General features: G+C 65.1%; 25 protein-coding genes. 8 read left to right on the forward strand and 17 right to left on the reverse strand.

Annotated elements, in window-relative coordinates:
• Window positions 1-61: 61 nt before the first annotated feature.
• From FFS18_RS05085 to hisG, 5 genes are all read right to left on the reverse strand, one after another.
• Entirely contained in the window at window positions 62-2,176 is a 2,115-nt protein-coding gene (locus tag FFS18_RS05085) for a sodium-translocating pyrophosphatase (RefSeq protein WP_137870075.1), read from the reverse strand.
• A gap of 181 nt (window positions 2,177-2,357) precedes the next feature.
• Window positions 2,358-3,287, reverse strand: coding sequence for a thiamine-phosphate kinase (gene thiL / locus FFS18_RS05090; RefSeq protein ID WP_137870013.1), 930 nt, complete (start codon window positions 3,285-3,287; stop codon window positions 2,358-2,360).
• A 118-nt stretch (window positions 3,288-3,405) separates the two neighbouring features.
• The gene (gene nusB, locus FFS18_RS05095; RefSeq protein ID WP_137870014.1) at window positions 3,406-3,858 is read right to left on the reverse strand and encodes a transcription antitermination factor NusB; all 453 of its coding nucleotides are present in this window, start codon (window positions 3,856-3,858) and stop codon (window positions 3,406-3,408) included.
• Between the two features lie 9 nt (window positions 3,859-3,867).
• On the reverse strand, window positions 3,868-5,160 hold the full coding sequence (gene hisD, locus FFS18_RS05100; protein WP_137870015.1) for a histidinol dehydrogenase: 1,293 nt from the start codon (window positions 5,158-5,160) through the stop codon (window positions 3,868-3,870).
• The gene (gene hisG / locus FFS18_RS05105; RefSeq protein ID WP_137870016.1) at window positions 5,147-5,803 is read right to left on the reverse strand and encodes an ATP phosphoribosyltransferase; all 657 of its coding nucleotides are present in this window, start codon (window positions 5,801-5,803) and stop codon (window positions 5,147-5,149) included. The genes hisD and hisG overlap by 14 nt, the downstream gene beginning before the upstream one ends.
• A 38-nt stretch (window positions 5,804-5,841) precedes the next feature.
• Between hisG and FFS18_RS05110 the strand changes: the two genes are divergently transcribed.
• On the forward strand, window positions 5,842-6,921 hold the full coding sequence (locus FFS18_RS05110) for a DUF2332 domain-containing protein (protein WP_137870017.1): 1,080 nt from the start codon (window positions 5,842-5,844) through the stop codon (window positions 6,919-6,921).
• A 56-nt stretch (window positions 6,922-6,977) separates the two neighbouring features.
• Here the strand turns inward: FFS18_RS05110 and FFS18_RS05115 are convergent, their stop codons facing one another.
• Complete coding sequence (locus tag FFS18_RS05115) at window positions 6,978-7,445, reverse strand: DUF1465 family protein (RefSeq protein WP_249340304.1); 468 nt, start codon at window positions 7,443-7,445, stop codon at window positions 6,978-6,980.
• Between the two features lie 83 nt (window positions 7,446-7,528).
• The gene (locus tag FFS18_RS05120) at window positions 7,529-7,726 is read right to left on the reverse strand and encodes a YdcH family protein (protein WP_120215935.1); all 198 of its coding nucleotides are present in this window, start codon (window positions 7,724-7,726) and stop codon (window positions 7,529-7,531) included.
• 125 nt (window positions 7,727-7,851) lie between these two features.
• On the opposite strand from FFS18_RS05120, the gene FFS18_RS05125 reads away from it, so the two are divergent.
• Window positions 7,852-8,010, forward strand: a complete 159-nt coding sequence (locus FFS18_RS05125; protein WP_120215934.1) for a DUF465 domain-containing protein — start codon at window positions 7,852-7,854, stop codon at window positions 8,008-8,010.
• Window positions 8,011-8,059: 49 nt separating this feature from the next.
• Here the strand turns inward: FFS18_RS05125 and FFS18_RS05130 are convergent, their stop codons facing one another.
• From FFS18_RS05130 to FFS18_RS17680, 4 genes are all read right to left on the reverse strand, one after another.
• Window positions 8,060-8,449, reverse strand: a complete 390-nt coding sequence (locus FFS18_RS05130; RefSeq protein ID WP_120215933.1) for a PilZ domain-containing protein — start codon at window positions 8,447-8,449, stop codon at window positions 8,060-8,062.
• Window positions 8,450-8,553: 104 nt separating this feature from the next.
• Window positions 8,554-9,015 carry an RNA polymerase-binding protein DksA gene (dksA, locus tag FFS18_RS05135; RefSeq protein ID WP_120215932.1) on the reverse strand — a complete coding sequence of 154 codons (462 nt, stop codon included), beginning with the start codon at window positions 9,013-9,015 and terminating at the stop codon, window positions 8,554-8,556.
• Between the two features lie 253 nt (window positions 9,016-9,268).
• Window positions 9,269-9,670 carry a hypothetical protein gene (locus FFS18_RS05140; RefSeq protein ID WP_137870018.1) on the reverse strand — a complete coding sequence of 134 codons (402 nt, stop codon included), beginning with the start codon at window positions 9,668-9,670 and terminating at the stop codon, window positions 9,269-9,271.
• A 60-nt stretch (window positions 9,671-9,730) separates the two neighbouring features.
• Window positions 9,731-10,708, reverse strand: a complete 978-nt coding sequence (locus tag FFS18_RS17680; protein WP_249340305.1) for a hypothetical protein — start codon at window positions 10,706-10,708, stop codon at window positions 9,731-9,733.
• Window positions 10,709-11,027: 319 nt separating this feature from the next.
• Here FFS18_RS17680 and serS point away from each other — a divergent pair, with 319 nt between their 5' ends.
• The 4 genes from serS (at window position 11,028) to FFS18_RS05170 (ending at window position 15,481) form a co-directional block, all read left to right on the forward strand.
• A complete protein-coding gene (serS, locus tag FFS18_RS05155; protein WP_137870019.1) occupies window positions 11,028-12,308 on the forward strand; it encodes a serine--tRNA ligase in 1,281 nt (426 codons plus the stop codon).
• Between the two features lie 99 nt (window positions 12,309-12,407).
• On the forward strand, window positions 12,408-13,181 hold the full coding sequence (gene surE, locus FFS18_RS05160) for a 5'/3'-nucleotidase SurE (protein WP_120215930.1): 774 nt from the start codon (window positions 12,408-12,410) through the stop codon (window positions 13,179-13,181).
• Window positions 13,182-13,451: 270 nt separating this feature from the next.
• A complete protein-coding gene (locus FFS18_RS05165) occupies window positions 13,452-14,417 on the forward strand; it encodes a LysM peptidoglycan-binding domain-containing M23 family metallopeptidase (protein ID WP_249340306.1) in 966 nt (321 codons plus the stop codon).
• Window positions 14,414-15,481 carry a potassium channel family protein gene (locus FFS18_RS05170; RefSeq protein WP_137870021.1) on the forward strand — a complete coding sequence of 356 codons (1,068 nt, stop codon included), beginning with the start codon at window positions 14,414-14,416 and terminating at the stop codon, window positions 15,479-15,481. The genes FFS18_RS05165 and FFS18_RS05170 overlap by 4 nt, the downstream gene beginning before the upstream one ends.
• Here FFS18_RS05170 and FFS18_RS05175 read toward each other — a convergent pair.
• Window positions 15,478-15,879 (reverse strand): DUF1761 domain-containing protein, encoded by a 402-nt coding sequence (locus FFS18_RS05175; protein ID WP_120215927.1) that lies wholly within the window; start codon window positions 15,877-15,879, stop codon window positions 15,478-15,480. The genes FFS18_RS05170 and FFS18_RS05175 overlap by 4 nt on opposite strands.
• Window positions 15,880-15,952: 73 nt before the next feature.
• Here FFS18_RS05175 and FFS18_RS05180 point away from each other — a divergent pair, with 73 nt between their 5' ends.
• Together FFS18_RS05180 and FFS18_RS05185 are read left to right on the forward strand one after the other, a co-directional pair.
• Window positions 15,953-16,657 carry an esterase/lipase family protein gene (locus FFS18_RS05180; protein ID WP_137870022.1) on the forward strand — a complete coding sequence of 235 codons (705 nt, stop codon included), beginning with the start codon at window positions 15,953-15,955 and terminating at the stop codon, window positions 16,655-16,657.
• Between the two features lie 291 nt (window positions 16,658-16,948).
• Window positions 16,949-18,073: a DmpA family aminopeptidase gene (locus tag FFS18_RS05185; protein WP_137870023.1), complete on the forward strand. Its 1,125-nt coding sequence runs from the start codon at window positions 16,949-16,951 to the stop codon at window positions 18,071-18,073.
• A 57-nt stretch (window positions 18,074-18,130) separates the two neighbouring features.
• On the opposite strand, the gene FFS18_RS05190 is transcribed toward FFS18_RS05185, so the two are convergent.
• From FFS18_RS05190 to FFS18_RS05210, 5 genes are all read right to left on the reverse strand, one after another.
• Complete coding sequence (locus FFS18_RS05190; protein ID WP_171005232.1) at window positions 18,131-19,684, reverse strand: N-acyl-D-amino-acid deacylase family protein; 1,554 nt, start codon at window positions 19,682-19,684, stop codon at window positions 18,131-18,133.
• A gap of 227 nt (window positions 19,685-19,911) precedes the next feature.
• A complete protein-coding gene (locus tag FFS18_RS05195) occupies window positions 19,912-20,763 on the reverse strand; it encodes an ROK family protein (protein WP_137870025.1) in 852 nt (283 codons plus the stop codon).
• A gap of 4 nt (window positions 20,764-20,767) precedes the next feature.
• Window positions 20,768-21,463, reverse strand: a complete 696-nt coding sequence (locus FFS18_RS05200; RefSeq protein WP_137870077.1) for a FadR/GntR family transcriptional regulator — start codon at window positions 21,461-21,463, stop codon at window positions 20,768-20,770.
• A 5-nt stretch (window positions 21,464-21,468) separates the two neighbouring features.
• Window positions 21,469-22,218, reverse strand: coding sequence for a helix-turn-helix transcriptional regulator (locus FFS18_RS05205; RefSeq protein WP_137870026.1), 750 nt, complete (start codon window positions 22,216-22,218; stop codon window positions 21,469-21,471).
• A gap of 36 nt (window positions 22,219-22,254) precedes the next feature.
• Entirely contained in the window at window positions 22,255-23,523 is a 1,269-nt protein-coding gene (locus FFS18_RS05210; protein WP_137870027.1) for an MFS transporter, read from the reverse strand.
• Window positions 23,524-23,617: the final 94 nt, after the last annotated feature.

The raw sequence follows: 23,617 nt of genomic DNA on the forward strand, positions 1-23,617 counted from the left end.
AAAAAAAGCCCCGCCGGATCGCACCGACGGGGCCATTTTTTTCCCGTAAAGGCGGCCCGGCCTACGCCGCGCCGTGCGCCAGCGCCGCGAGAAGCAGGATCGCCACGATATTGGTGATCTTAATCATCGGGTTGACCGCCGGACCTGCGGTGTCCTTGTACGGATCGCCGACGGTGTCGCCAGTGACGGCAGCCTTATGGGCTTCGCTGCCCTTGCCGCCGTGGTTGCCGTCCTCGATATATTTCTTCGCATTGTCCCATGCGCCGCCGCCCGAGGTCATCGAGATGGCGACGAACAGCCCGCCAACGATCACGCCGAGCAGGAGTGCGCCAAGCGCTTCGAGCGCCGCAGCCGGTCCGGCGACAGCGCGGATCACGAAGAACACGACGATCGGCGCGAGCACCGGCAGCAACGACGGGATGATCATTTCCTTGATCGCCGCCTTGGTCACCAGATCGACGGTGCGTGCATAGTCGGGCTTCGATTCATAGGTCATGATGCCGGGGTTGTTCTTGAACTGGTCGCGAACATCCTTGACGACTTCACCCGCCGCGCGGCCGACCGCGGTCATGCCCATCGCCCCGAACAGATAGGGCAACAGCGCGCCGAGCAACAGCCCGACGATGACATAGGGCGATGACAGCGAGAAGGTCAGCGGTTCGGTCAGCCCCAGCGCCGCTGAATATTCGGTGATGTCGGCGGTATAGGTGCCGAACAGCACCAGCGCCGCAAGACCCGCCGAACCGATGGCATAGCCCTTGGTCACCGCCTTGGTCGTGTTGCCCACCGCGTCGAGCAAGTCGGTCTTTTCACGCACGCTGTCGGCAAGGCCCGCCATTTCGGCAATGCCGCCTGCATTGTCGGTGACCGGGCCATAGGCGTCGAGCGCGACGACCATGCCGGCCAGCGCCAGCATCGCGGTCGCGGCAAACGCAATGCCGATCAGCCCCGCCAGCATATAGGCGATGATGATCCCCGCGCAGATCACCAGCGTGGGCAGCGCGGTCGATTCGAGGCTGATCGCCAGCCCTTGAATGACGTTGGTGCCATGACCGGTTTCCGATGCCTTGGCGATCGAGCGCACCGGCCGATAGTTGGTGCCGGTGTAATATTCGGTGATCCAGATGATCAGCCCGGTGATGATCAGGCCGAGCAGCGAGCAATAGAACAGCGAACGACCGTTGAAATCGGTCCCGGGGATCAGCGCTTCCATGCTGCCCAGCGCATATTGGGTCGAGAACCAGATCGCCGGGATCGACAGGATCGCGGTGACGAGAAAGCCCTTGTACATCGCACCCATGACATTCGTCCCGTTACCGAGACGGACGAAGTACGTCCCGATGATCGAGGTGATGATGCAGACGCCGCCCATCAGCAGCGGCAGGCTCATCAACGGCACGAGCATGTCGCCCGCACCCTTCAACAGCAGCGCCATCAGCACCATGGTGGCACCGACGGTGACGACATAGGTTTCGAACAAATCGGCGGCCATACCGGCGCAATCGCCTACATTGTCACCGACGTTGTCGGCGATCACCGCCGGGTTGCGCGGATCATCCTCGGGGATCCCAGCCTCGACCTTGCCGACCAGGTCGGCGCCGACGTCGGCAGCCTTGGTGAAGATACCGCCGCCCAGACGCGCGAAGATCGAGATCAGCGAAGCACCGAAGGCCAGCGCGACGAGCGCGTCGACGACCGTGCGATCCTCACCGCCAACGGTATAACCGCCGGGGCCAATCAGATACCAGAAGAAGACCGAGATCGCGAGGAGCGCGAGGCCCGCCACCAGCAGGCCGGTGATCGCACCGGCGCGGAACGCCATGGTCAGACCCGCCTGCAATCCGGTCTGCGCAGCGGCTGCGGTGCGGACGTTCGCTTTCACCGAAATGTTCATGCCGATATATCCGGCAACCCCCGACAGGACGGCGCCGATGACGAAGCCCGTCGCCGAAATCGCGCCGAGGAACATCCCAACGAGCACGGCGACGACGACGCCAACGATGGCGATGGTACGATATTGGCGGCCCAGATAGGCTTTGGCGCCTTCCTGAATGGCGCCAGCAATTTCCTGCATCTTTTCATTACCCGCCGAGGCGCTGAGCACCTGCCGCGAGGTAATGAAGCCATAGAGCACGGCGACAAGGCCGCACGCTATCGCGATCATAACCGGATCAATCATGAATTTCCTTCCCCATTGAACGGGGCGGACCCAGTGAACAGTCGAGCACGTCCGACTTATGATTGCCGGTTCGCCCTCTCCCCTGATGCGACCGCCCCAATATTTGGACGCCGCGTTATGGGAATAAAGAAAGCCTAGGGCAAGCCCGGTTTTTCGGCACTTTTGTAACGGTTTCGCGTCAATGTGTGAAACCGAGACGCTCGGGCAGCGCAATGCGTTGGGCGCGGTGCGTCAGCAGCAGCCCCTCGCCCACCCCGGCATGGCCGATCGGCGTCGCCGCGATATTCAACGCAGCCGCAATCTCGCGGATCGCGCCTGCCGCCGCTGGATCGGCGGCGAACAGCAATTGATAATCGTCGCCGGCGCTCGCCGCCGCCAGCCGGGTATCGACGACATCGGGGCGCACTGCGAGCAAGGCCGCAGACAGCGGCACCGCCTCCAGCATCAGCACCAGTTCGCACCCGCTGGCGGTCGCCATCCGCTCGGCGTCGATCAGCAGCCCGTCGGAAACATCCATCATCGCATGCACGTGGGGCGCCACCGCCTGCCCGAAGGTCAACTGCGGCTGCGGGCGGCGATAGGCGGCAAGGCAGGTCTCGTTCGCTTCCTCGTGACCGAGGCGCATCGCAAGGCCTAGCCCGGCATTGCCGATCGATCCGGTCACCCACAGCTGATCGCCCGGCCGCGCCCCCGACCGCGACGGCGCCCCGCCCGGCGGCGCTCGGCCAATCGCGGTCAGCCCGAAACTGCGCGGCGCCCCCGCGGGCGCGCGCACGGTATCGCCGCCGAGCAGAATGACGCCAAAGCGGCGAAGCGCCAGATCGAGCCCTTCCACGAACGCCGCATCCCATTCCGCGTCGCCCAGGCTATAACCAACGAGCACGCCAACCGGCGCGGCGCCTTTCGCGGCGAGATCCGACAGGTTCACCGCGACAAGCTTCCACGCGACATCCTGCGGCGTGTCGTCAGGCAGGAAATGCACGCCCTCGACGATCATGTCGTGGGTGAGGACCAGCCCTTCCCATTCGGCGGCATCGTCGGTCAGGCCGCGCGCGGCGGGGTCAGCGGCGATAGCACGCAGACGGGCGATGAAATCGGTTTCGGACATGCGACACCCTCTCACCCAGAACAATGTGCCCTAATTCCGTTCGTGTCGAGCGAAGTCGAGACACGCTTGGGACGGGCTACGGTCTGCGTATCTCGACTTCGCTCGACACGAAAGGAGCTTAGCTATTCTTCCGCGCGTCCTTACCGATCGCGTCGAGCAGGCCATTCGCAAACCCCGCTTCGCGCGCATCGAAAAACGCCTTGGCGACATCGACATACTCGCTGACGACCGCGCCGACCGGCACGTCGCCGCGCGCGATCAGTTCATAGGCCCCGGCGCGCAGGATCGCCTTCATCGTGCGGTCGAGCCGCTCCATCGACCAGCCGCTGGCCAGCCGCGCGACGATCGCCGCATCAATCTCGTCGGCGCGCGCCAGCGTGCCTTTCACGATATCGTCGAAAAAGGCGACGTCGGCGTCCGCATATTCGGCGTCCTCGATCGTCGCGCCGATCCGGTGCTGGTGAAATTCATGGATCAGCTTGGCAACGGGCGTCGCCTCCATCTCATGCTGATAAAGCGCCTGGACGGCGGCGAGGCGGGCGGCGGAGCGGGATTGGGCGCGTTGGTTCATGGTTCTTTTCTACTTGAGACGCTGGCTGACCGATAGCGCATGCGCGGGAAGCCCCTCGGCCCCGGCAAGCGCGACCGCTGCGGGGCCGATCGCAGCGAGGCTGGCTTCGTCCAGTGCGAGGAAGCTGGTGCGCTTCATGAAATCCGTAACCGACAAGCCGCTCGAAAAGCGCGCGCGGCGGCCGGTCGGGAGGACGTGGTTCGGCCCCGCGACATAATCGCCGATGGCCTCGGGCGTCTGACGGCCCAGGAACACCGAGCCCGCGTGACGGACCTTGGCGAACAGCGCATCGGCCTCGGCGGGATCGACCGCGAGTTCGAGATGTTCGGGCGCGAGCCGGTCGCACAGCGGGATCGCATCGGCCAGCGTCGGCACGGTGATCACCGCGCCATTGTCGGCCCAGCTCGCCTGCATCGTGGCCGCGGTGCCAAGCGTCGGGATGATCTCTGCGACCGCTGCCGCGACAGCGTCGGCAAAGTCGCTGTCGTCGGTGAACAGGATCGATTGGCTGGTCGGGTCATGCTCGGCCTGGCTGAGCAGGTCGGCGGCGATGATCCGCGCCTCGTTCTGGCTATCCGCGACGACGACAATCTCGCTCGGTCCCGCGACCATGTCGATGCCGACGACGCCGTACAGCTGGCGCTTCGCTTCGGCGACCCACGCGTTGCCGGGGCCCGTGACAACGTCAACGGGTGCAATCTTGTCGGTGCCATAAGCCAGCGCCGCGACAGCCTGCGCCCCGCCGACCCGCCAGATCTCATCGACCCCGCCGATATGCGCCGCCGCCATCACCACCGGATTGGTCTCACCGCCCGGCGTCGGGGTCATCATGACGATACGCCGGACCCCTGCGACCTTCGCAGGCAGGATGTTCATCAACACCGACGACGGATAGGCGGCGCGACCTCCGGGAACATAGACCCCCGCCGCATCGACCGCGTTCCAGCGCGCGCCGAGCCGCGCGCCGGTGCTGTCGCGATAATCGCGGTCCTCCGGCAGCTGGGCGGCGTGATAAGCACGGATGCGGTCGGCGGCGAGATTGAGCGCGTCGCGCAGGTCCGGGACCAGCGCCTCATAGGCTGCGGCGCATTCCGCCTTCGAGATGCCCCAGCCGCTCGCGTCCAAATCGAAGCGGTCGAATTTCGCGGTATATTCGGCCAGCGCGATATCGCCCTCGGACTTTACCCGCGCGATGATCGCCGCGACGTCGGCGGAAACGTCGGAATCGCTCTCGCGCCGGTCGTTGACCAGCGCGTCAAACGCGGCGGCAAAGCCCGGGTCGGAGGCGTCAAGCCGCCGCATCGCCCACCGCCTGACGGAACCGCTCGACCAGCGCCGGCACTTCGGCCGAGCGCAGCTTGAACGCGGCGCGATTGACGATCAACCGCGCCGACACCTCGCTGATGATTTTCTGCTCGGCGAGCGCATTTTCGACCAGCGTCCGCCCCGTCGATACCAGATCGACGATGTGCGAGGCGAGCCCCAGCTTCGGCGCGATTTCCATCGCGCCGTTGAGCTTGATGCACTCGGCCTGGATGCCCTGGCCTGCGAACCAGCGCCGCGTCGTCGCCGGATATTTGGTTGCGACGCGGATATGGCTTTCGCCCAGCCCCGGCGGCGCACTGCCCTCCGGTCCGGCCAGCGACAGCCGACAATGGCCGATGCCGAGGTCGACCGGCGCATACAACTCGCTGTAATCGAATTCGTCGACCACGTCGGACCCGACGATGCCCAGCTGCGCCGCGCCGTGCGCCACGAATGTCGCGACATCGAACGCGCGGACGCGGATCAGCGAGATATGCGTTTGGTTCGTCCCGAAAACCAAAGCGCGGCTTTTCTTGTCGAAAAAGTCTGCCGCGGGCTCGATCCCCACGCGCGCCAGCAGCGGCAGCGCCTCGTCGAGGATGCGTCCCTTGGGGATGGCAAAGATGATCGGTTCGGGCATAAGCGTCGCGCACATAGGCGGCGACGGGGCAAAGGGCAATGAGCGAGCGTTACGAGCCAATCGAACTGGGCGATACCGGACCCGTCGCAGTGCGTGCCGCCTTTGCCAATCAGGTCGCCTATTGCCGGGCCAACGGCGCCCCGGTGACCGCGCGGATCGTGGCGGCGCTGGCCGCGTTGCTCGACCAGCCTGCCAGCGAATTTGCCCGCCGGATCGCCGACTGGAAAGGTGCACCGCTCGCCGATGCGCTGCCGCTACGCGCCGCGGGCGGACTGCACGCGCTGCACCTTGCCGGAACCGCGCACGAACTGGCGCCGATCTATGCCGATGCCTACGACATCAACGATGCCGCGATCGTCGCCGGGGTCGTCGCTCGGCATGAGGCAGCACTGCTCCCGTGGCTCGACGGGCCGCCGCAGACCAACGAGGCGGGGCGCTCGTCGAACTTCATTGCGGCGATGCTGTGGCTTGCCGACAAGGATTTGCCGCAGCGCTTCGACTGCTTCGAAATCGGGTCGAGCGCGGGGATCAACCTGATGATCGACCGCTATCATTATGATCTCGGAGGTGTGCATGTCGGCCCGACACCGGGTGCGATGGCGTTCGCCCCCGAATGGCGCGGCAACCATCCGCCGATGCACGCCATTGAATTTGCGGGCCTCAAAGGCTGCGACGTCGCGCCCGTCGACCTGACCGATCCGGCGCAGGCGCTGCGGCTGAAAGCCTATATCTGGCCCGAACATCATGTCCGCTTCCAGCGCATGGAGGCCGCGATCGCTGCTGCGACCGAGCAGGCACCAAAGCTGATCCACGCCAACGCCGCCGACTTCGTCGAGGCCGAACTGGTGCGCCCGCAAGTCGAAGGCACGACCCGGGTGCTGATGCACTCAATCGTCTGGCAATATGTCCCCTCCGATCAGCAGGCGCGCGTCACCGCCGCAATGGAGGCTGCGGGGGCGCAGGCGACTGCGGCACGCCCGCTGGCGTGGATCGCGCTGGAAGCCAATCGGACCGTGCATCATCACGAGCTGGTGGTGCGATATTGGCCGGGCGGCGGCGCGCCGGTGAAACTGGCGCATGCGCACGCCCATGGCGCATGGGTGGAGTGGTTGGGGTAAGGGCTGGCAGCGACTGAAGTAAGACGTCGCCCCCCAAAGCCAGCGCACCCCCAAGCCTAAAGTCGCGCCTCCAACTGCGCCAGCAACCGCTGCACCGGCGTCGCGGCCTGCGGCGCGTTCCAGCCCGCCTCGATCTGCGCGATGCGTTCGAACAGACGTTCGCTCGCCGCGATGATGCGCTGCACCGATCCTTCGAATCCGTCGCAAACGCCCCAGTCGGCGGCGATCGGATCGCCGATGCGCGCCGCGCTGTCGTTGGGACCGGCGCCCGGATCGCCCGCCATCATCGCACGGCGATGGAGCAGCCATGCGATGACGTGCATCAGCCGCGTCGTCGTCTTGAGCGATTCGCACGCGAGGCTGATCTGCATCAGACCGTCGCGCCGGGAACTGCTGAGGTCGCGCTGCGCGGCAAAGGCCGCGTGCGCTTCGTCCGCGAGCACCATGGCTTCGACATAGAGATTTTCGACCTGGGCGCGTTGCACCGGCGCTGCGATTGCCATCATGTCTGAATGCTGGGCCACCATCTACCGATGGATGCCACGGCTGCCCGGCAATGCAATGGCGGTAACCATGAAATCGCTGCCTGCCGTCGTCCCGTTTTGAGTCAGGCGATGATGTCGGGCAGCAGTTGATCCTCGCACCACGCAATTTCATCGCGCAGCCTGAGCTTGCGTCGCTTCAGGCGTGCGAGTTGCAACTGGTCGGGGACCGCCGCCTCGCCGAGCGCAATAATCGCGGCGTCGAGGTCGCGATGCTCGACGCGAAGCAGTTCCAGGCGCTGGGTAATTTCATCGGTGCTCACGCGCGCTTCCCTGCCACGTTCACCACTGGTCCGCAACGGGGACCGGCTGGCCGAATCGCGACGACATTCGTGCCGATTCGTGATTTACTCGGACCTGCCAATCGAGTCGAAAAGGAGAATGGTCCATGAGCACGTCGCATCTTTCCGCCCTGAAGTCGCGCCACGCGAACCTCGACGAGAAAATTGCGAATGAAGAGCGGCGCCCTGCGCCCGACATGGCAGCGCTGGCGCAGCTGAAAAAGCAGAAGCTGAAAGTGAAGGAAGAGATGCTCGCGATCGCTTGACGATCGCCAGTCGTTACCGCCCCGCTGATGCTGCCCTAAACCGGATGCATCAGCGTCGGCGGTACAGCGGCCCCCGTTCGAGGCCCGAACGCCGCAGATGCGGTGGCAAATCGGACTGCGACACCACCTGACGACGCACCGCCTGCGGATCGATCTGATGATCGAAGGCGATCCCGAACTTGCCTTCGCCCGCCCATACGACGCGCCCCGGCACCGGACCGATATTTTTCAGATCGATCTCGATCGCCGCGCCCTGTTCGACGCGGACCTTGCCCTCGGCCAGCATGCCGCCCGGCGACAGGTTGCGCACCCGGACGATAACCGGATCGGTGCGACCCGGCAGGATCAATCCGGCCTGCAGGAACAGACTGTCCCGATCTGCGCCGCGCGACAGCGCTGCGACTTCTTCATCAACCGATACCGGCCCACGCGAATCCATTGCGACCCATTCCCCGCGTTGTTGTCAGGGTCGCGAATCTAGAGTTCAGCCGTTGCCGAAATGTAAATTGCCGCCAGTGATCGGGCCTTTTGTCCCGGCGCGGATCAATCTTCGCGCGAAATCCGTTCGTTGCGCTCGTGACGCTCCTGCGCCTCCAGCGTCATGGTGGCAATCGGACGCGCCTGCAGGCGGGCCAGCGAGATCGGTTCGCCGGTGACTGCGCAATAGCCATATTCGCCTTCATCGATGCGGCGGATCGCCGAATCGATCTTGGCAATCAGCTTGCGCTGGCGGTCGCGGGTACGAAGCTCGATCGCCCAATCGGTCTCGCTCGACGCGCGATCGGCGAGATCGGGTTCGCGCAGCGGCCCGTCTTGCAAATGCGCCAGCGTCGATTCGGATTCGGACAGGATGGACTTTTTCCAGGCGAGCAGCAGACCGCGGAAATACTCCTGCTGCCGCTCGTTCATAAACTCTTCGTCGTCGCCAGGAACATAATCCGTATCGAGATTTGATTTGGCTTCGCGAAGCGCGTCAGCGCCAACGTCGGCAATCTTGGTCGGCATGAGGGGCTCTCGCGTCCTTTCCTGTCACCGCGCGACCGGCCATGCGGCGCAGGGAGTGGCGCGCCTATAACCAGCCGCTGGTTTCGATACAAGCGCCGAAGCAGCCAATAGCGTCGACGCGTGAAGCATGGCTGAACGGAGACGATGATCGCAGCGATTCTGGGTGGCCGATCACGCCTTGCGTCATCGATCGCCGAAGCCCGGTTTAGGGCCGAAGGTTAACCAATCGCATAGAATCATTGCGATTTCCGTACTATTTTGGGACAAGAACGGCGATTTGGGTTGATTCCGATGCTCTTTTCCCGCTGTCGGACAGGCAAACGCGGTTAACGCAATTGCCGCGTTCGCAAAGCTTTGACCTTTTGGGGTATAGCGAAGGTGAAACGGGTGTCGGTAGCTGGCGCTTTGCACCTGCAACGGGAAAGAAAGAGAAACCTATGTCTGTCCGAATGGCCCTCGCCAAGCTTTGCGCCTGCACCTGTGGCGGCGCGCTCATCGGCACCGGCGCGATGCAGATTACCGATGTTCCCAAGGCGCGGGCGCAGACGGCCAAATCCTGTTCGCCCTGCGTTGGCAAAAAGGTCGTTCGCAAGCGCCATGCGGCGCGCAAGCCGGTGAAACGGATCCGCCGCGTCGTCACGACGAAGCGCGTCATCCGCACCGCGACCCCGCAAACGCAGGTGGTGACGCAGACGATCCCCCTGCCCCCCATCCCTTACGCGCCCTTCCCGCAGCGCGGCGGTTTTGAAGGCGGCGGCAGCGGCGGCGGCGTGACCGTTATCGGCGGCGGCTTCGGCGGCGGTTTCGGCGGCGGCTTTTTCGGCGGCTTCTTTGGCGGCAGCAGTTCGGGCGGCGGCGGCAGCGTGGTGGTCACATCGACGACCACCGGCGGCCTCAGCACGACCAGCAGCAGCACGTCGGGCGGCGTGTCCACCTCGACGGGCGGCGTCAGCACCTCGACCTCGACCGGCGGCGTGTCGACTTCGACTGGCAGCGTGAGCACGTCGAGCGGCGTGTCGACCTCAACCGGCGGGGTTTCGACCTCGACGGGTGGCGTGTCGACTTCGACCGGCGGGGTCAGCACCTCGACCGGCGGCGTTTCGACCTCGTCGGGCAATGTCAGCACATCGTCGGGTAACGTCTCGACGTCGTCGGGCAACGTCAGCACCTCCTCGTCGAGCAGCAGTTCGTCGTCGAGCTCCTCCTCGTCGTCATCCTCGTCCAGCTCGTCCTCGTCGGGCGGCAGCTCGTCGAAGGGCGGTTCGTCGCACGGCAGCTCGGGCTGGGGCAGCTCGTCCCACGGCAGTTCGGGCGGATCGAATGGTTCGAGCGGCAGCTCGGGCGGTTCCAGCAGCAGCAGTTCGGGCGGATCGAGCAGCTCGTCGTCGAGCTCGTCGTCCTCCTCATCGTCGAGCAGCAGCACGTCGAGCGGCGCGACCTCGTCGGGCGCGACCGGCGGCAGCAGCAGCTGGGGTTCGACGGGCAGCACGAGCACGGGAAGCTCCAGCTCGTCGTCTTCGTCGTCGAGCAGCAGCTCGTCGTCATCCTCGTCTTCGTCGTCCAGCTCGGGCGGAACCACCAGCACCTCGTCGGGCACCCCGACCCCGGTGCCGGCGCCGCCGATGCTGCTGCTGTTCGGCGCCGCGGCCGCCGCGCTGGTCGCGCGCCGCCGCGCCGCCAATCGTAACGACAAGGACGCCGACGCGGCTTAAGCAATCCACTGGCGGTCCGGGGGGGCTTTTACCCAGACCACCTACTGAAGGGTCGCCTTTCGGGGCGGCCCTTTTTTATGAGCCGCTCCAGTTTGCGCGGCACGGCGCGATTATGATCCTCCCTGTGGCGCAGCCATGGGGAAGTGGCAGCCCGCAGGGCTGACGGAGGGGCGATGGCGCGACCCTTGCCGCCCCGCCACCCCTGCTTCGCAAGCGGTCCCCCTCCCCATCGCTACGCGACAGGGAGGATCACGAAAGGACGGGCTTGCACCCCCCGCTCAGCAACGCCATAGCGCGGCGATGCACGATATCCGCCTGATCCGGGACGACCCGCAAGCTTTCGACGCCGGCCTTGCGCGCCGCGGCCTCGAACCCCTGTCAGCTCAAATCCTGACCGCGGACGCGTCGGTGCGCGCGCTGCAGACCGAAATCCAGGCCGCGCTCGCACGCCGCAACGAAGCGTCGAAGCTGATCGGCCAGGCGATGGCGCAGGGCGACAAGGAAAAGGCCGAAGCGCTGAAGGCAGAGGTTGCCGAGCTGAAGGCCGTGCTGCCCGCAAAGGAAGACGCCGAACGCGAGCAGCTCGCTGCCCTCCACGACCGTCTGGCGGCGCTCCCCAACCTGCCCGCTGCCGACGTGCCGGACGGCGAAGATGAAGGCGGCAATGTCGAAATTGCTCGCTGGGGCACCCCGCGGTCGTTCGACTTCGCGCCGCAGGAACACGCCGATTTCGCCCCTGCATTGGGCCTCGATTTCGAAACCGCGGCCAAGATGTCGGGCGCGCGCTTCGCCTTCCTGAAGGGCCAGATGGCCCGGCTCGAACGCGCGCTCGGCCAGTTCATGATCGACCGGCAGACGATCGATGCGGGTTATACCGAATGCGCGACGCCGCTGATGGTCCGCGACGAGGCGGCGTTCGGCACCACGCAGCTCCCTAAATTCCGCGAAGATCTGTTTCAGACCACCGACGGTCGCTGGCTGATCTCGACGTCCGAAATGAGTCTGACCAACGCGGTGCGCGAAGAGATTGTGCCGGAGGCCGATCTGCCGATCCGGATGACCGCGCTCACCCCCTGCTTCCGGTCCGAAGCAGGATCGGCAGGGCGCGACACGCGCGGCTATATCCGCCAGCACCAGTTCTGGAAGGTCGAGCTGGTGTCGATTACCCGCCCAGAGGACAGCGACGCCGAACTGGAACGCAAGACGCGCGCCGCAGAGGCGATCCTCGAAGCGCTCGAACTGCCATATCGCAAGATGCTGCTGTGCGCCGGCGACATGGGTTTTTCGGCGCGCAAGACCTATGACCTTGAAGTGTGGCTGCCCGGCCAGAACGCCTATCGCGAGATTTCGAGCTGTTCGAACTGCGGCGATTTCCAGGCGCGCCGCATGAACACGCGCTTCCGCCGCGAGGGCGCGAAGGGCAACGAGTTCGTCCACACGCTGAACGGTTCGGGGCTGGCAGTCGGTCGGACGCTGGTTGCGGTGCTGGAGAATTATCAGCAGGCGGATGGGAGCGTCATCGTCCCAACGGCACTGCTGCCCTATATGGGCGGGATGACGAGACTCACCCCGGCACACTAGTACAATCGTCACCCCGGACTTGATCCGGGGTCCCGCTCAGCGACGGCGAAAGCGGGAGCCCGGATCAAGTCCGGGGTGACGAAAAAGGAAAGATCAAAAGTGCGCATCCTCCTCACCAACGACGATGGCTATCACGCCCCCGGCATGGCCGTGCTCGAAGCGATCGCCCGCCAGCTCAGCGACGATATCTGGGTCTGTGCCCCGGCCGAGGAACAGTCGGGTGCCGGCCATTCGCTGACCCTGTCACGCCCGGTGCGGATTCGCGAACATGGACCGCAGCGCTGGTCGTGCAGCGGCACCCCGACCGATTCGGTGATGATGGCGATCAGCAAGCTGATGCCCGAAAAGCCCGACCTGATCCTGTCGGGCGTCAACCGCGGCGCCAATCTGGGCGACGACGTCACCTATTCGGGCACCGTTTCGGCGGCGATCGAGGGTGCGCTCGCGGGCATCCGCTCGATCGCGCTCAGCCAGGTTTATGCGAAGGAAGGCATGGGCGACACGGTGCCGTTCGAACCCGCCGAAACATGGGGCGCCAAGGTCCTGCGCCCGCTGCTCGACCTCGACATGGCGCCGCGCACGCTGATCAACATCAATTTCCCCGCGATCCCCGCCGCCGATGTGCAGGGCATCCGCGTGACGCGGCAGGGTTTCCATGACTATGGACGGGGTTCGATCGTCGAAGGCACCGACCCGCGCGGTTACCGCTATTACTGGTTCGGGCTGCACGGCATCGAACATTCGCCGGGCCACGACAGCGATCTGGAAGCGATCGACGACCGCTATATCTCGGTCACCCCGCTCCAGCTCGACCTGACGCACGACGCATCGCTGGCGGCGCTGCGCGGGGCGTATGGGGCCGAAACCCCTTAACTTCGTCATCCCGGCGCAGGCCGGGATCTCGCTATCGCGGACCAATGCAAGGGAGAGATCCCGGCCTGCGCCGGGATGACGAAGATACGAAACCCGTGCCGGAGTGAAACAGAAGTTCTAGCCACCGTCCCAAAGCTTTGGCAAAAGCCTTGCGTGGGGCAAATCAGGCATCATGGCGGGATAGTTCTGGGCGCGCTGGCGCTCGCCGGTTGCATTCCGGCTGCACCTACCCCGCCGCCGCGACCCGCGCCCCCCGCGCCTGCCCCAACAATGCTCCCGGACAGCTTCGACTTCGAGCCCCGCACGCTAACCGACGTCGTCGGCGGCGATGCCCGCCCGACCTGGACACTGAAGCCCGTCGCGACCAACGCCGTTCAGGTCGCCGCAGGCAGCTACACCGTCCGCCCCGGCGACACGCTGCGGGCGATCGGGGAGATGAGCGGCGCGGGGTCCGAAGCGATCGCGCTGGAAAACGATCTCACCCCGCCCTTCACGCTGCGCACCGGGCAATTGCTGCGCATCCCCGCCGGACTCTATCACCGCGTCGGCACCGGGGAGACCGGAATCGGCATCGCGCGCGCCTATGGCGCCGACTGGGGCGAGATCATCACGATCAACGCGCTCGCCGAACCCTATATCCTCCGCGTCGGCCAGCGGCTGCGTCTACCCTCCGACGCACGCCCCGCCCCACCCGGTCCGGTCAACGTCGGCGCCCGCGCCGCCGCCTTCACCCTCGACATCGACGACATCGTCACCGGCAGCCAGCCCGCACTGGCCGAGGCCGCGCGCCCGACCACCGGCAACGCCGCGCCGCGCCAGCCGGTTACCACTGCGATCGCCACACCGGCGCGCTTCGCTGGCCGCTTCGAATGGCCATTGAACGGTCCGATCCTGGCGCGCTTCGGCCCGCTCGCGCCGGGCAAGGTCAGCGACGGGATCAACATCGCGGCCGCCGCGGGCACCCCGATCCGCGCCGCCGCCGACGGCGTTGTCGCCTATGCCGGCGACCAGATCGGCGTTTATGGCGGGCTGATCCTGATCAACCATGGCGGCGGCTGGGTCAGCGCCTATGGCCATGCCGCACGGATCGATGTGCAGCGCGGTCAGGCGGTGCGGAGCGGCGATGTCATCGGGCGCGCGGGGGCGACCGGACAGGTCCAGACATCGCAACTCCATTTCCAGCTGCGCAAAAATCGCATACCGGTCGATCCGATGAAGCAATTGCCACCCCGATGAGTGATCGCAGGCCGTCGAAACTGAAGCTGCACCACCGCTTTCAGCCGCTGAAACGCGCGAGCAAATGGCCGGTGTGGGCCGACGTTCTGGCGCGGCTCAGCCTGGCCTTTGCGCTGATCGGCATCGTCGTGCTGGTGCACTGGATCGACCGTGCGGGGTTGCGCGACAATGTCGATAATCACATCAGCTTTCTCGACGTCGTTTATTTCACGATGATTTCGGTCACGACGACGGGGTTCGGCGACATCCATCCGGTATCGGACCGATCAAGGCTGATCGAGGCGGTGATCGTCACCCCGATCCGGATCGCGGTGCTCTTCATTTTTGTCGGCACCGCCTATAATTTCGTCCTCAAACGCACATGGGAAAAATGGCGCATGGCCCGCATCCAGGCAAAGCTCACCGACCATATCGTCGTCCTCGGCTTCGGCGTCAGCGGCAGCGAGGCGGTGAAGGAACTGATCGCGCGCGGTACCGATCCGTCGTGCATCGTGGTGATCGACCAATCGCCGACGCGCATTGCCGAGGCAGAAGCGATGGGCTGCAACGTGCTGCAGGGCGACGCATCGAACGACGACACGCTGATCGACGTCCATATCGCGCGCGCCCAATCGGTGCTGGTGTCGGCTGGGCGCGACGACACCTCGATCCTGATGGTCCTCACCGTCCGCCACCTGTCACCGAAAGTCCCGATCAGCGTCGTCATCCGCGCCCAGGACAATGAATTGCTCGCGCGCCAGGCAGGCGCGAACAATGTCATCAATCCGGTCAGCTTTACCGGGCTGCTGCTCGCCGGATCGGCGCAGGGCGCGCATGTCGCCGACTATATGGCCGACCTTGCCAGCATCGGCGGGCGGGTCCAGCTCCGCGAACGCCCCGTCGCGGCGGCCGAAATCGGCCGCAGCATCGACCAGCTCGCCAGCGAAGGCCGCGGACTGCGTATCTATCGCGGCGGCAAGCCCTTCGGCTTTTGGGAACCCGAAGCACAAAGCCTCGCCGCCGGCGACCTGATCGTCGAGGTCGTCCGCTGCGAAGAATGTGAAGCGAGCGTGCCGGGCGGCTAGCCCAAGAACACGAACACCGCGCCCATCGCCGCGTAAAAGGCGATCCAATATCCGGCGTCGATCCCGAAAAGCTTCATGCTCGCGCGACTGAACAGATAATTGGTGCCGATCGCCGGGACGATAAAGCCGAGCGCAATCCCGACCGAAATCATCATCGTCGACCGCGCGCTCATATCACCAAAATGCGCCAGCAAATGGCCAAGAAATACCGCGGAGACGATGCTGAGCAGAAAGGTGGTGCCATAGATCTGCACCATATTGCCCTGCTGCAATTCCGCTTCGGTCAGCCCGCGTTCCTGCATCCACGCCTTGCCGAACAGCGGCCCGTACCACAGTCCGCCGACGAGAAATCCCGCGAGCGCCGCGACCAGGATCGCGATCCAGTTCAGATTTGCCATATTCCCCTCCCCTTACCGGCTTGCAATACCGTGCCGAGGCGACAAACTATAACGATATGAAAGGGAGAAGGCGATGCCCCGCGACGTTCCGCTTCCCACCGGATTGAAGTCCCCGACCCGGCTCGCGCAGCTGGGGGAACTCGCGCTGCCGTTCGACATGCTGCGCTATGGCCTTGGTGGTTATCATCTGTTCGGCGCGCCGCGCGGCGACGGCCGCCCGATCGCGCTGCTCCCCGGTTACGGCGCCAGCGAGCTGTCGATGCGACCGCTCGAAGCCTGGCTCCGCCACCTTGGCTACCACGTCCGCGACTGGGGCATGGGGCGCAACCAGGGCCGCGTCGCCGCCGACGTCGAACGCCTTGCCGCGCAGGCCGCCGATTGGGTCAAGGCCGACCGCGCCCCGCTCACCCTGATCGGCTGGAGCCTTGGCGGCGTCATCGCTCGCGAAACTGCGCGCGGCTACCCTCATCTGGTCCGCGCGATCGTCACCATGGGCACCCCGATCATCGGCGGCCCCAAATATACCGCGCTCGCGCAGCGCTTTGCTGGCCGCGACTTCGACGCGATCGAACGCGAAATCCACGCGCGCAACCTGAAAGGCCTGACCCAGCCATTGACCGTCATCTATTCCGACCGCGACGGCATCGTCGGCCCCGACATCGCGGTCGACATCTACAACGCACACGCGCGCAACATCAAAGTCGACAGCACGCATCTGGGCTTGGGAATCAATCCCCGGGTGTGGCGGATCGTGGCCGACACGCTGGCGGAGACGTGAGGGCGTGTCGAACGATCGGCCTTTGCTCCAAACCAACGCATACGAACCTTAATTTGCCGCTAAACCGCTATGCAACGCCGTGCGCCGCAGTCACGGCTGCTGAATACTCGAGGGCGTGGCCGCCCGGACACAGCTTGAGGCCGCGAAAGGAGCTTGCGGGACATCGCGCGTCGCATTGCAGCGGCCGAGTACGCGCGCCTATGACCATCAACCGTCCCCCTTCTTCGCCACGGCCATTCGACAGCATTTTTGATTTGACGGAGTCGAGCGCGGACCTGACAAGGGGTACCTATGATTTTGAGCAAGGTGATTGCAGCGCTGGGTTTTCTGGCCATGGCCGCCCCTGTGCCGCCCGTCGAACGGGCCCGCGATGCTGGCGTGATCATCGGCGTTCTCGAGCCGGGTCCATTAAACGCCATTACCGATGTTGACGGGGTCAAGGTCGGCCACGTCACGATCGAGGAAGGCAAAGACATCCATACCGGCGTCACGGCGATTCTGCCACACGGGGGCAATCTCTTTCGCTCGCGCGTTCCGGCCGGCTTTGTTGCCTTCAATGCGTTCGGGAAGTTTGCAGGCTCTACTCAAGTTGTAGAGCTCGGCGAAACAGAGACACCGATCCTGCTGACCAACACGCTCAACGTCCCCGAAGCCGCGGCGGCGGCGATCGATTGGACGCTCACTCAATCGGGCAATGAGGCTGTCCGGTCGGTCAACGCGGTCGTCGGCGAAACGAACGACGGCGTTCTCAACGACATCCGACGTCGCCGCGTGACGGTAGCCGACGCCCGACGCGCAATCGAAGGCGCGACAGGCGGAGCAATCGCCGAAGGGTCGGTCGGCGCGGGTACCGGAACGGTGGCGTTCGGATTTAAGGGAGGGATCGGCACGGCCTCGCGCAAGCTGGCGAGTACACAAGGCGGTTACACTCTCGGCGTGTTGGTCCAGAGCAATTATGGCGGTGTGCTGAACATCGCCGGCGTGCCGGTCGGCGTCAAACTGGGCCGCCATGCCTTTGCCAAATGGGGCGATCGCGACACGGCGGATGGCTCGGTAGTCGTGGTGATCGCGACTGACGCGCCGCTGTCCGATCGCAACCTACGCCGCATCGCCGAACGAGCTTTCATCGGGATCGGTCGGACGGGATCGTCCTTTTCCAACGGATCGGGCGACTATGCCATTGCCTTTTCAACCAGCCCTGCCGTCCGCCGCGAAGAGGGAAGCGCGCCGACCGCATCAGTCGCAGAACTCCGCAACGAGGCGCTATCGCCGTTATTTCAGGCGGTCGCCGAAGCGACCGAGGAAGCGGTTGTAAATTCGCTGTTTGCCGGGAAGACCGTCGAGGGGCATCGCGGCACGATCGAGCGATTGCCGGTCGAAACAATATTGCCTTGGCTGACCTCGGAAGACCGGTAGCCGCGCAGCCAGTCCGGCAAGCGATCCGTCACAGCGAGCTATCGCACCCAGCGTCACTCAGCGCGTTCTTGACGCCCGCAACAATCGACCGGGAGCACTCACTCGCTCACCCTCCTCGAAGGCTGGAAGTCCGTTCACCATCACCATGTCGAATCCTTCCGCCTGAGCAAAAGGGTCGAGAAAGGTCGAGCGCGCTTTCACCCGTTCGGCGGCAAACAGAATGAGGTCCGCCTTCGCACCCGGCCGCACCGTTCCGCGATCGGCGAGCCGCAGGATCCGCGCCGGGAGCGCGCTCGCTTTGTGCACCGCCCGTTCGATCGGGAGTCGACCGGTGTTCACGACATCTTGCTCGATCAACTTGGCGTATGTTCCGGTGGCCCTCGGATGGTGCATCCCTGGCCCACCGTCGGTCGAAATTGCAACATCGGGGTCGAGAACAAGAACATCCTGCAGAGCATCGTCCATCGTGAAATGCGCGCCGGATGCCCCGCCCGGTCCAATCCTGATCAGGAAATCAGCGTAATGGAGTCCTGCATCGTCTGCCGCCCGGGCCAATGTCTTTCCCGCATAAGGCGCGGTGCCGATAAGAAGCGCTTCCGGCCCGCCGCGCCGGGTCATTCGCGCGACAAGATGATCGCGCAATTCTAGCCTTCGTCCGGCGACGACGGCGCCGTAGTCGGTCGGTGGCAATGCCCATTCAGGGAAAAGCAGCGAGATGCCTGTATAGCCGGCACTATATGGATAGGCATCAGCGGTCAGATCGATGCCGGCCCTGCGTTTGGCTGCGATCAGGTCGAGCAACCTGCGGGCGCGCACTTCGCCTTTTCCGAACACCACCTTCAAATGCGAAATATGGGGCCGGGCCGGGTGTGCAGACGCAATCAGTTCCTCGATTGAGGCCTCGATCTCGTCGTCATTTTCCGACCGCATGTGACTCATGACCACGCCGCCATGGCGGGCGACAATGTGGCCGAGGCTGGCAAGCTCGGCGCGCTCGCTATAGATGCCCGGGACATATTCCAGCCCAAACGATATCCCGAATGCGCCAGCGGCCAGTTCGCGGTCAAGTTGTGCCGCCATCCTTGCCAGCGCGGCGTCATCAGGCTGGCGCACGGCGTCCTCGATCCCAGAGGCGCGGCGCAGCGTGCCGTGGCTCGCCAGTGCCGCAACATTCAGTGGGAGCGACGCACGATCAGCAGCCGTCAGCCAGGTTCCGAGATTTGGATCGTCTCCGACCCTCGGACCGCTGCCATCGACCCCCAGCAAAATGGTGGTCACGCCCATGGCGAGGAAGGCATCGTAGGACTGTTCAAGTGGATTGCCATGGGTGTGGGTGTCGATCAAGCCGGGTGCCAGGATACGCCCATCGCCTTCGACGAGGCGTGCGCCTTGGGTGGCGGCGCCGCCCGGCGGCAGGATTGCCAACACACGATCGCCGCCAACAACGACGTCCGCACGGCGCGGCCTGGCCCCGGTGCCGTCGACCAACAGAACATCGCGGAACCAGGTAGTCGGCGCATCATGGGGGGCGGCAAGCACCGGTAGATTTGCCAATGCACTCCCGGCGATTGCCCCGCCAACGAGCTGGCGCCGCGTGAGATTGCGCATCATGAAACTATCCCTTTTCCGAGTTGGGCCAAGACTGCCTAGATGATCGAGCAAAGGCAAATGGATGAGCGGGGACCACCCGTCCCGCCTTGCCACTTTTTTCACGATCATTTTGCGCCGGGAGCCATATTTGCGCCTATATCAGCGTCCTGTGGGCGACCTGCTCCCGATCGGATAATCGAGAAAGTGAGCGCATTCTACTTGCGTCGGCCCGATCGCGAATTCTCGCCCTATTTCACGACTGTAAAAGCAAGTGCGAGCGATCCGAGGGGGCCGACGGCTTTTCCCAAGCCCGGAGCAGCGATCAAGTCGTCGACGTCAACGGGCATGCCGTACCCGGCCAAACTTTTACTAAGGTGCTGACGGATTAAGCCAAGCAGCTGCGGATGAGCGGCGGCGACACCTCCACCGACGAAAACGCGCTGCGGAAGCGTCGTGAGCACGAGATTGTGACACAACATCGCAAGCGCATGCGCAGCATGGTCCCAAACCTTGTCGTCGGATGCAATGTCTCGGCCGGGTTTACCAGCCCGCGCACTGATTGCCGGGCCGCTCGCCAAACCCTCGACGCAATCGCCGTGATAGATGCAGGTGCCAGCGAACGAATCGCCTGCCAATTTCGGTACGCGCTGATGCCCCGCCTCGCTGTGCCTTGCACCGCGCAATATGTGCCGATGCGAAATCGAACCGACCCCGACCCCGGTGCCGACCGTTATATACGCCCAGCTTTCAATATCCTGAGCCGCGCCCCAAACCCCCTCGGCCAGCGCGGCTCCATTGACGTCGGTGTCAATCGTCATCGGCCCTCCTCGGGCCAGCACGGTCAGATCGGTTCCGCTCCACCCCGCTTTGGGGGTCGAAACGATGCTCCCGAACGTGGCCGAGCGATGGTCCAGATCCAGCGGTCCGAAGCTGGCGATGCCGAGCGCCCCGAAGTCCCACCCGCCCAGAATATCTGCTATGGTCGCGAGGGTGGTACAGGGGCTGGTGGTCGGAACCTCCACTTGCGCCCGGACGTCGCCGGGTCCGGTGCCCAGAATGCAGATGCACTTGGTGCCGCCGAGTTCGACCCCTGCCAGCATCGTCTCAGAACTGATCTTTCAGCATTTCGCCGATCGAATTGTTGAAATGGCTCTCCATCGCAGCGCGCGCGCGCATCGGATCGCGCGCCGCGATCGCCTCAGCCACCTCACGGTGCAGCGCCAGCGTTTCGTCGCGTTCCTCGCGCGTGGTGCGCCCGGCCCAGGCGCGCGGGATAGCGGCCGCCATAAGCTGTTCGAACGAGCGAACGATTTGAAGAAACAGCGGATTGCCGCTCGCCGCCGCGATGGTCTGGTGAAACCGCGTGTCGGCCGCGGTCCGCGCCGCCTCGTCATGCTCGACCGACAGCGCGTGCGCGGCGCTCAGAATGGCGCGTGCCTGTTCCTCGCTGCGGTTGATCGCGGCGAGCTCGGCGGTCCGCAGCTCCAGCGTCCGGCGTACTTCCCACACATCGGCGAGCGACACTTGCGCGGTGTTGACCGCATGCCCCATCGACGCCGCCATCACCGACCCGTCGATCGCCGCGACGCGCGGCTTGCGGCCGTTGCCGACATCGACGAGCCGCAGCGCGGTGAGCGCCCCAAACGCCTCGCGCATCACCGGGCGGCTGACCCCCAGCTGCGTCGCAAAGCTCCCCTCACCGGGCAGCGTGTCGCCGACCTTCAGGTCGTGGGTGCGGATATAGTCGCGCACCGCGTCGACCGCGCGATCGACGAGCGAGCCGCGGCCAAGGTCGATCATCCCGCTCACGCCGCCACCCCCATCCGCCGCATCGCGGTTGGCGCCATGCCGAACCGCCGCGAGAAAGCGCGCGTGAAGCTGGCGTTGTTGAGGTAACCGCAGCGATAGCCGATGCTCGCCACCGGCAGGTCGCTCGCCGCCAGCAAGGTCCGCGCCTGCCGCAACCGCCGCTCGCTCAGCGCCTCGCCGACGCTGCAATGATAGAGCTCGCGAAATCCGCGGGTCAGCTTGTCGCGATTGATCCCGCAGCTGCGCGCGATATTGTCGATCGTCAGCTTTTCATGCCAGCGCTCATCGACGATTCGCTTTGCTGCCGCGATCCGCGCAATGTCGCTTTCGCTCAACCCCGGCTGGCCATCGACCGCGACCAGCTTGCCCGCCCGCAGCGCTGCAAACAGCTGGCACAGCATTTCGATGCTGCGCGCCAGCCGCAGCGTATCCGCCGCTGCCGCATCGCATTCCGGGGTGACGATCGATTGACCGAGGGCACGCAAATCCGACGGCAGGTACCAACGCTGGCCGGGATCGGGGAGATCGCCGAACAGGCGTCGACAAGCACCGCGCGACACTGCGAACACCAGCATATGGCCTTCGCTTTCCAGCGCGCGAAACGCCAGAGTGCTCACCACCGGTTCGCCGATATCGCCAAAGCCGATCAGCAAAGCATCGGGCGGCAACAACAGTCGGTCGCATGTGCCGGCGCCGACGAAGGCGGTCATTTCGGGCGATACGATAACGCCGTGCTTGCTTGGCATAAGCAAAACTCCCTCACCGCCCGCTATATACCTGTCTTACAGCTTTGGCAATACCTGTCTGACAGGTTTGGGCGCCCGCCGCATAGCGAGCATGAAGGCGAAGAAGGACAGCGCACTGACGATCACCCCGACCAGCGCCAGCGCCTCGGCCAGCATCGCCTCGCCGCCCATCATCCCGCTCACCTGCGTAACGATCCACGGCGCCAGCCCGAAGCCGATCAGCCCGGCGATCGCAATGAACGCGCCGATGCACAGGCCGCGCAGTTCGTTGGGCAGCAGGACGGTCAGCGCGACCGACACGACCAGCCCGGTCACCGCGCCGCACATCGACATCACGCCGAGCGCAACCGCGAGCCCCGCGACGCTGGGCATCAACGGGAACAAAGCGGCAGGCACCCCGATCCCGGCGGCCATCACCGCACCCAGCAAAATGCCGCCTCGCCGCTGGCTCTTCTGGCCGATATCGGCCGACAATCCGCCCAGCACCGCCCCCGCCACCCCGGTGCCGAACATCAAAGCCCCGACCCACCCGGCAAACTGCTGCGGCTGAAGCCCGAAATCACGCGACAACACCGGTGCGACCCACACAGTCGCGGCCACATCGGCCATCACCACCGCCACCTGCCCGGCGAAGAGCGGACCAAGGAACGACCGCCGCGACCACAGCTCTGCGGCCACGACGCGGAAGGGCGCATTGGGACTCGCCTCGACCTCGCGGCGCTCGGGTTCGCGCAGCAACAGCAAGGGCAACAGGCACAGCGCGCTGATCGCCGCGAGCAACACATGCGTGCTCCGCCACGGCGCCAGGTCGGCGAGCCAGCCCGGGGCGCTGAAATCGGTCAGCAACCCGAACAGCCAGCCGGTGAGCGCAAAGCCGAGCGCGACGCCCAGCGCCTTGCCCAGATTGACGATCAGCATCGCGCGGCCTCGCTGCGCTGGGGCGCAGAAATCGGCGCACAGCGACAATGCCGCGGTCAGCGAGCCGGTCGAACCGATCCCGACCAGCATCCGCGCCGCGGTGAGCCACCCCGCGCTCGGCGCATAGGCGGTAAGCAACGTCCCGAGCGTCCACAGCAGCGCCAGCCCGATCGTCAGCCGTACCCGATTGCGCCAGTCGCGCGCTACCTGCGTCACTTCGCGATGCCCGACCACGACCCAGTAGCCGCCGTGGGCCTCCGACCGGTGGACGGGACCGCGTCGCCGCATCGCCTCCAGCGTTTCGTAGAAATGATCCTTCAGACGCTCGTCGTGAACGTCGAAGTTCTCGATCAGCCCTTCAAGCTCGAATTCGACAGTGGCTGTCATGCCTGTTCCCCCTGCTCGGAAGATGCGCCGCAAGAGCGCATGGCGTTCCATCAATGACGCTGCCGAACTCGAGAGATGCCAGCGAGGGTGATCC

This window comes from Sphingopyxis sp. 2PD (assembly GCF_005503695.1).
GTDB lineage: Bacteria > Pseudomonadota > Alphaproteobacteria > Sphingomonadales > Sphingomonadaceae > Sphingopyxis.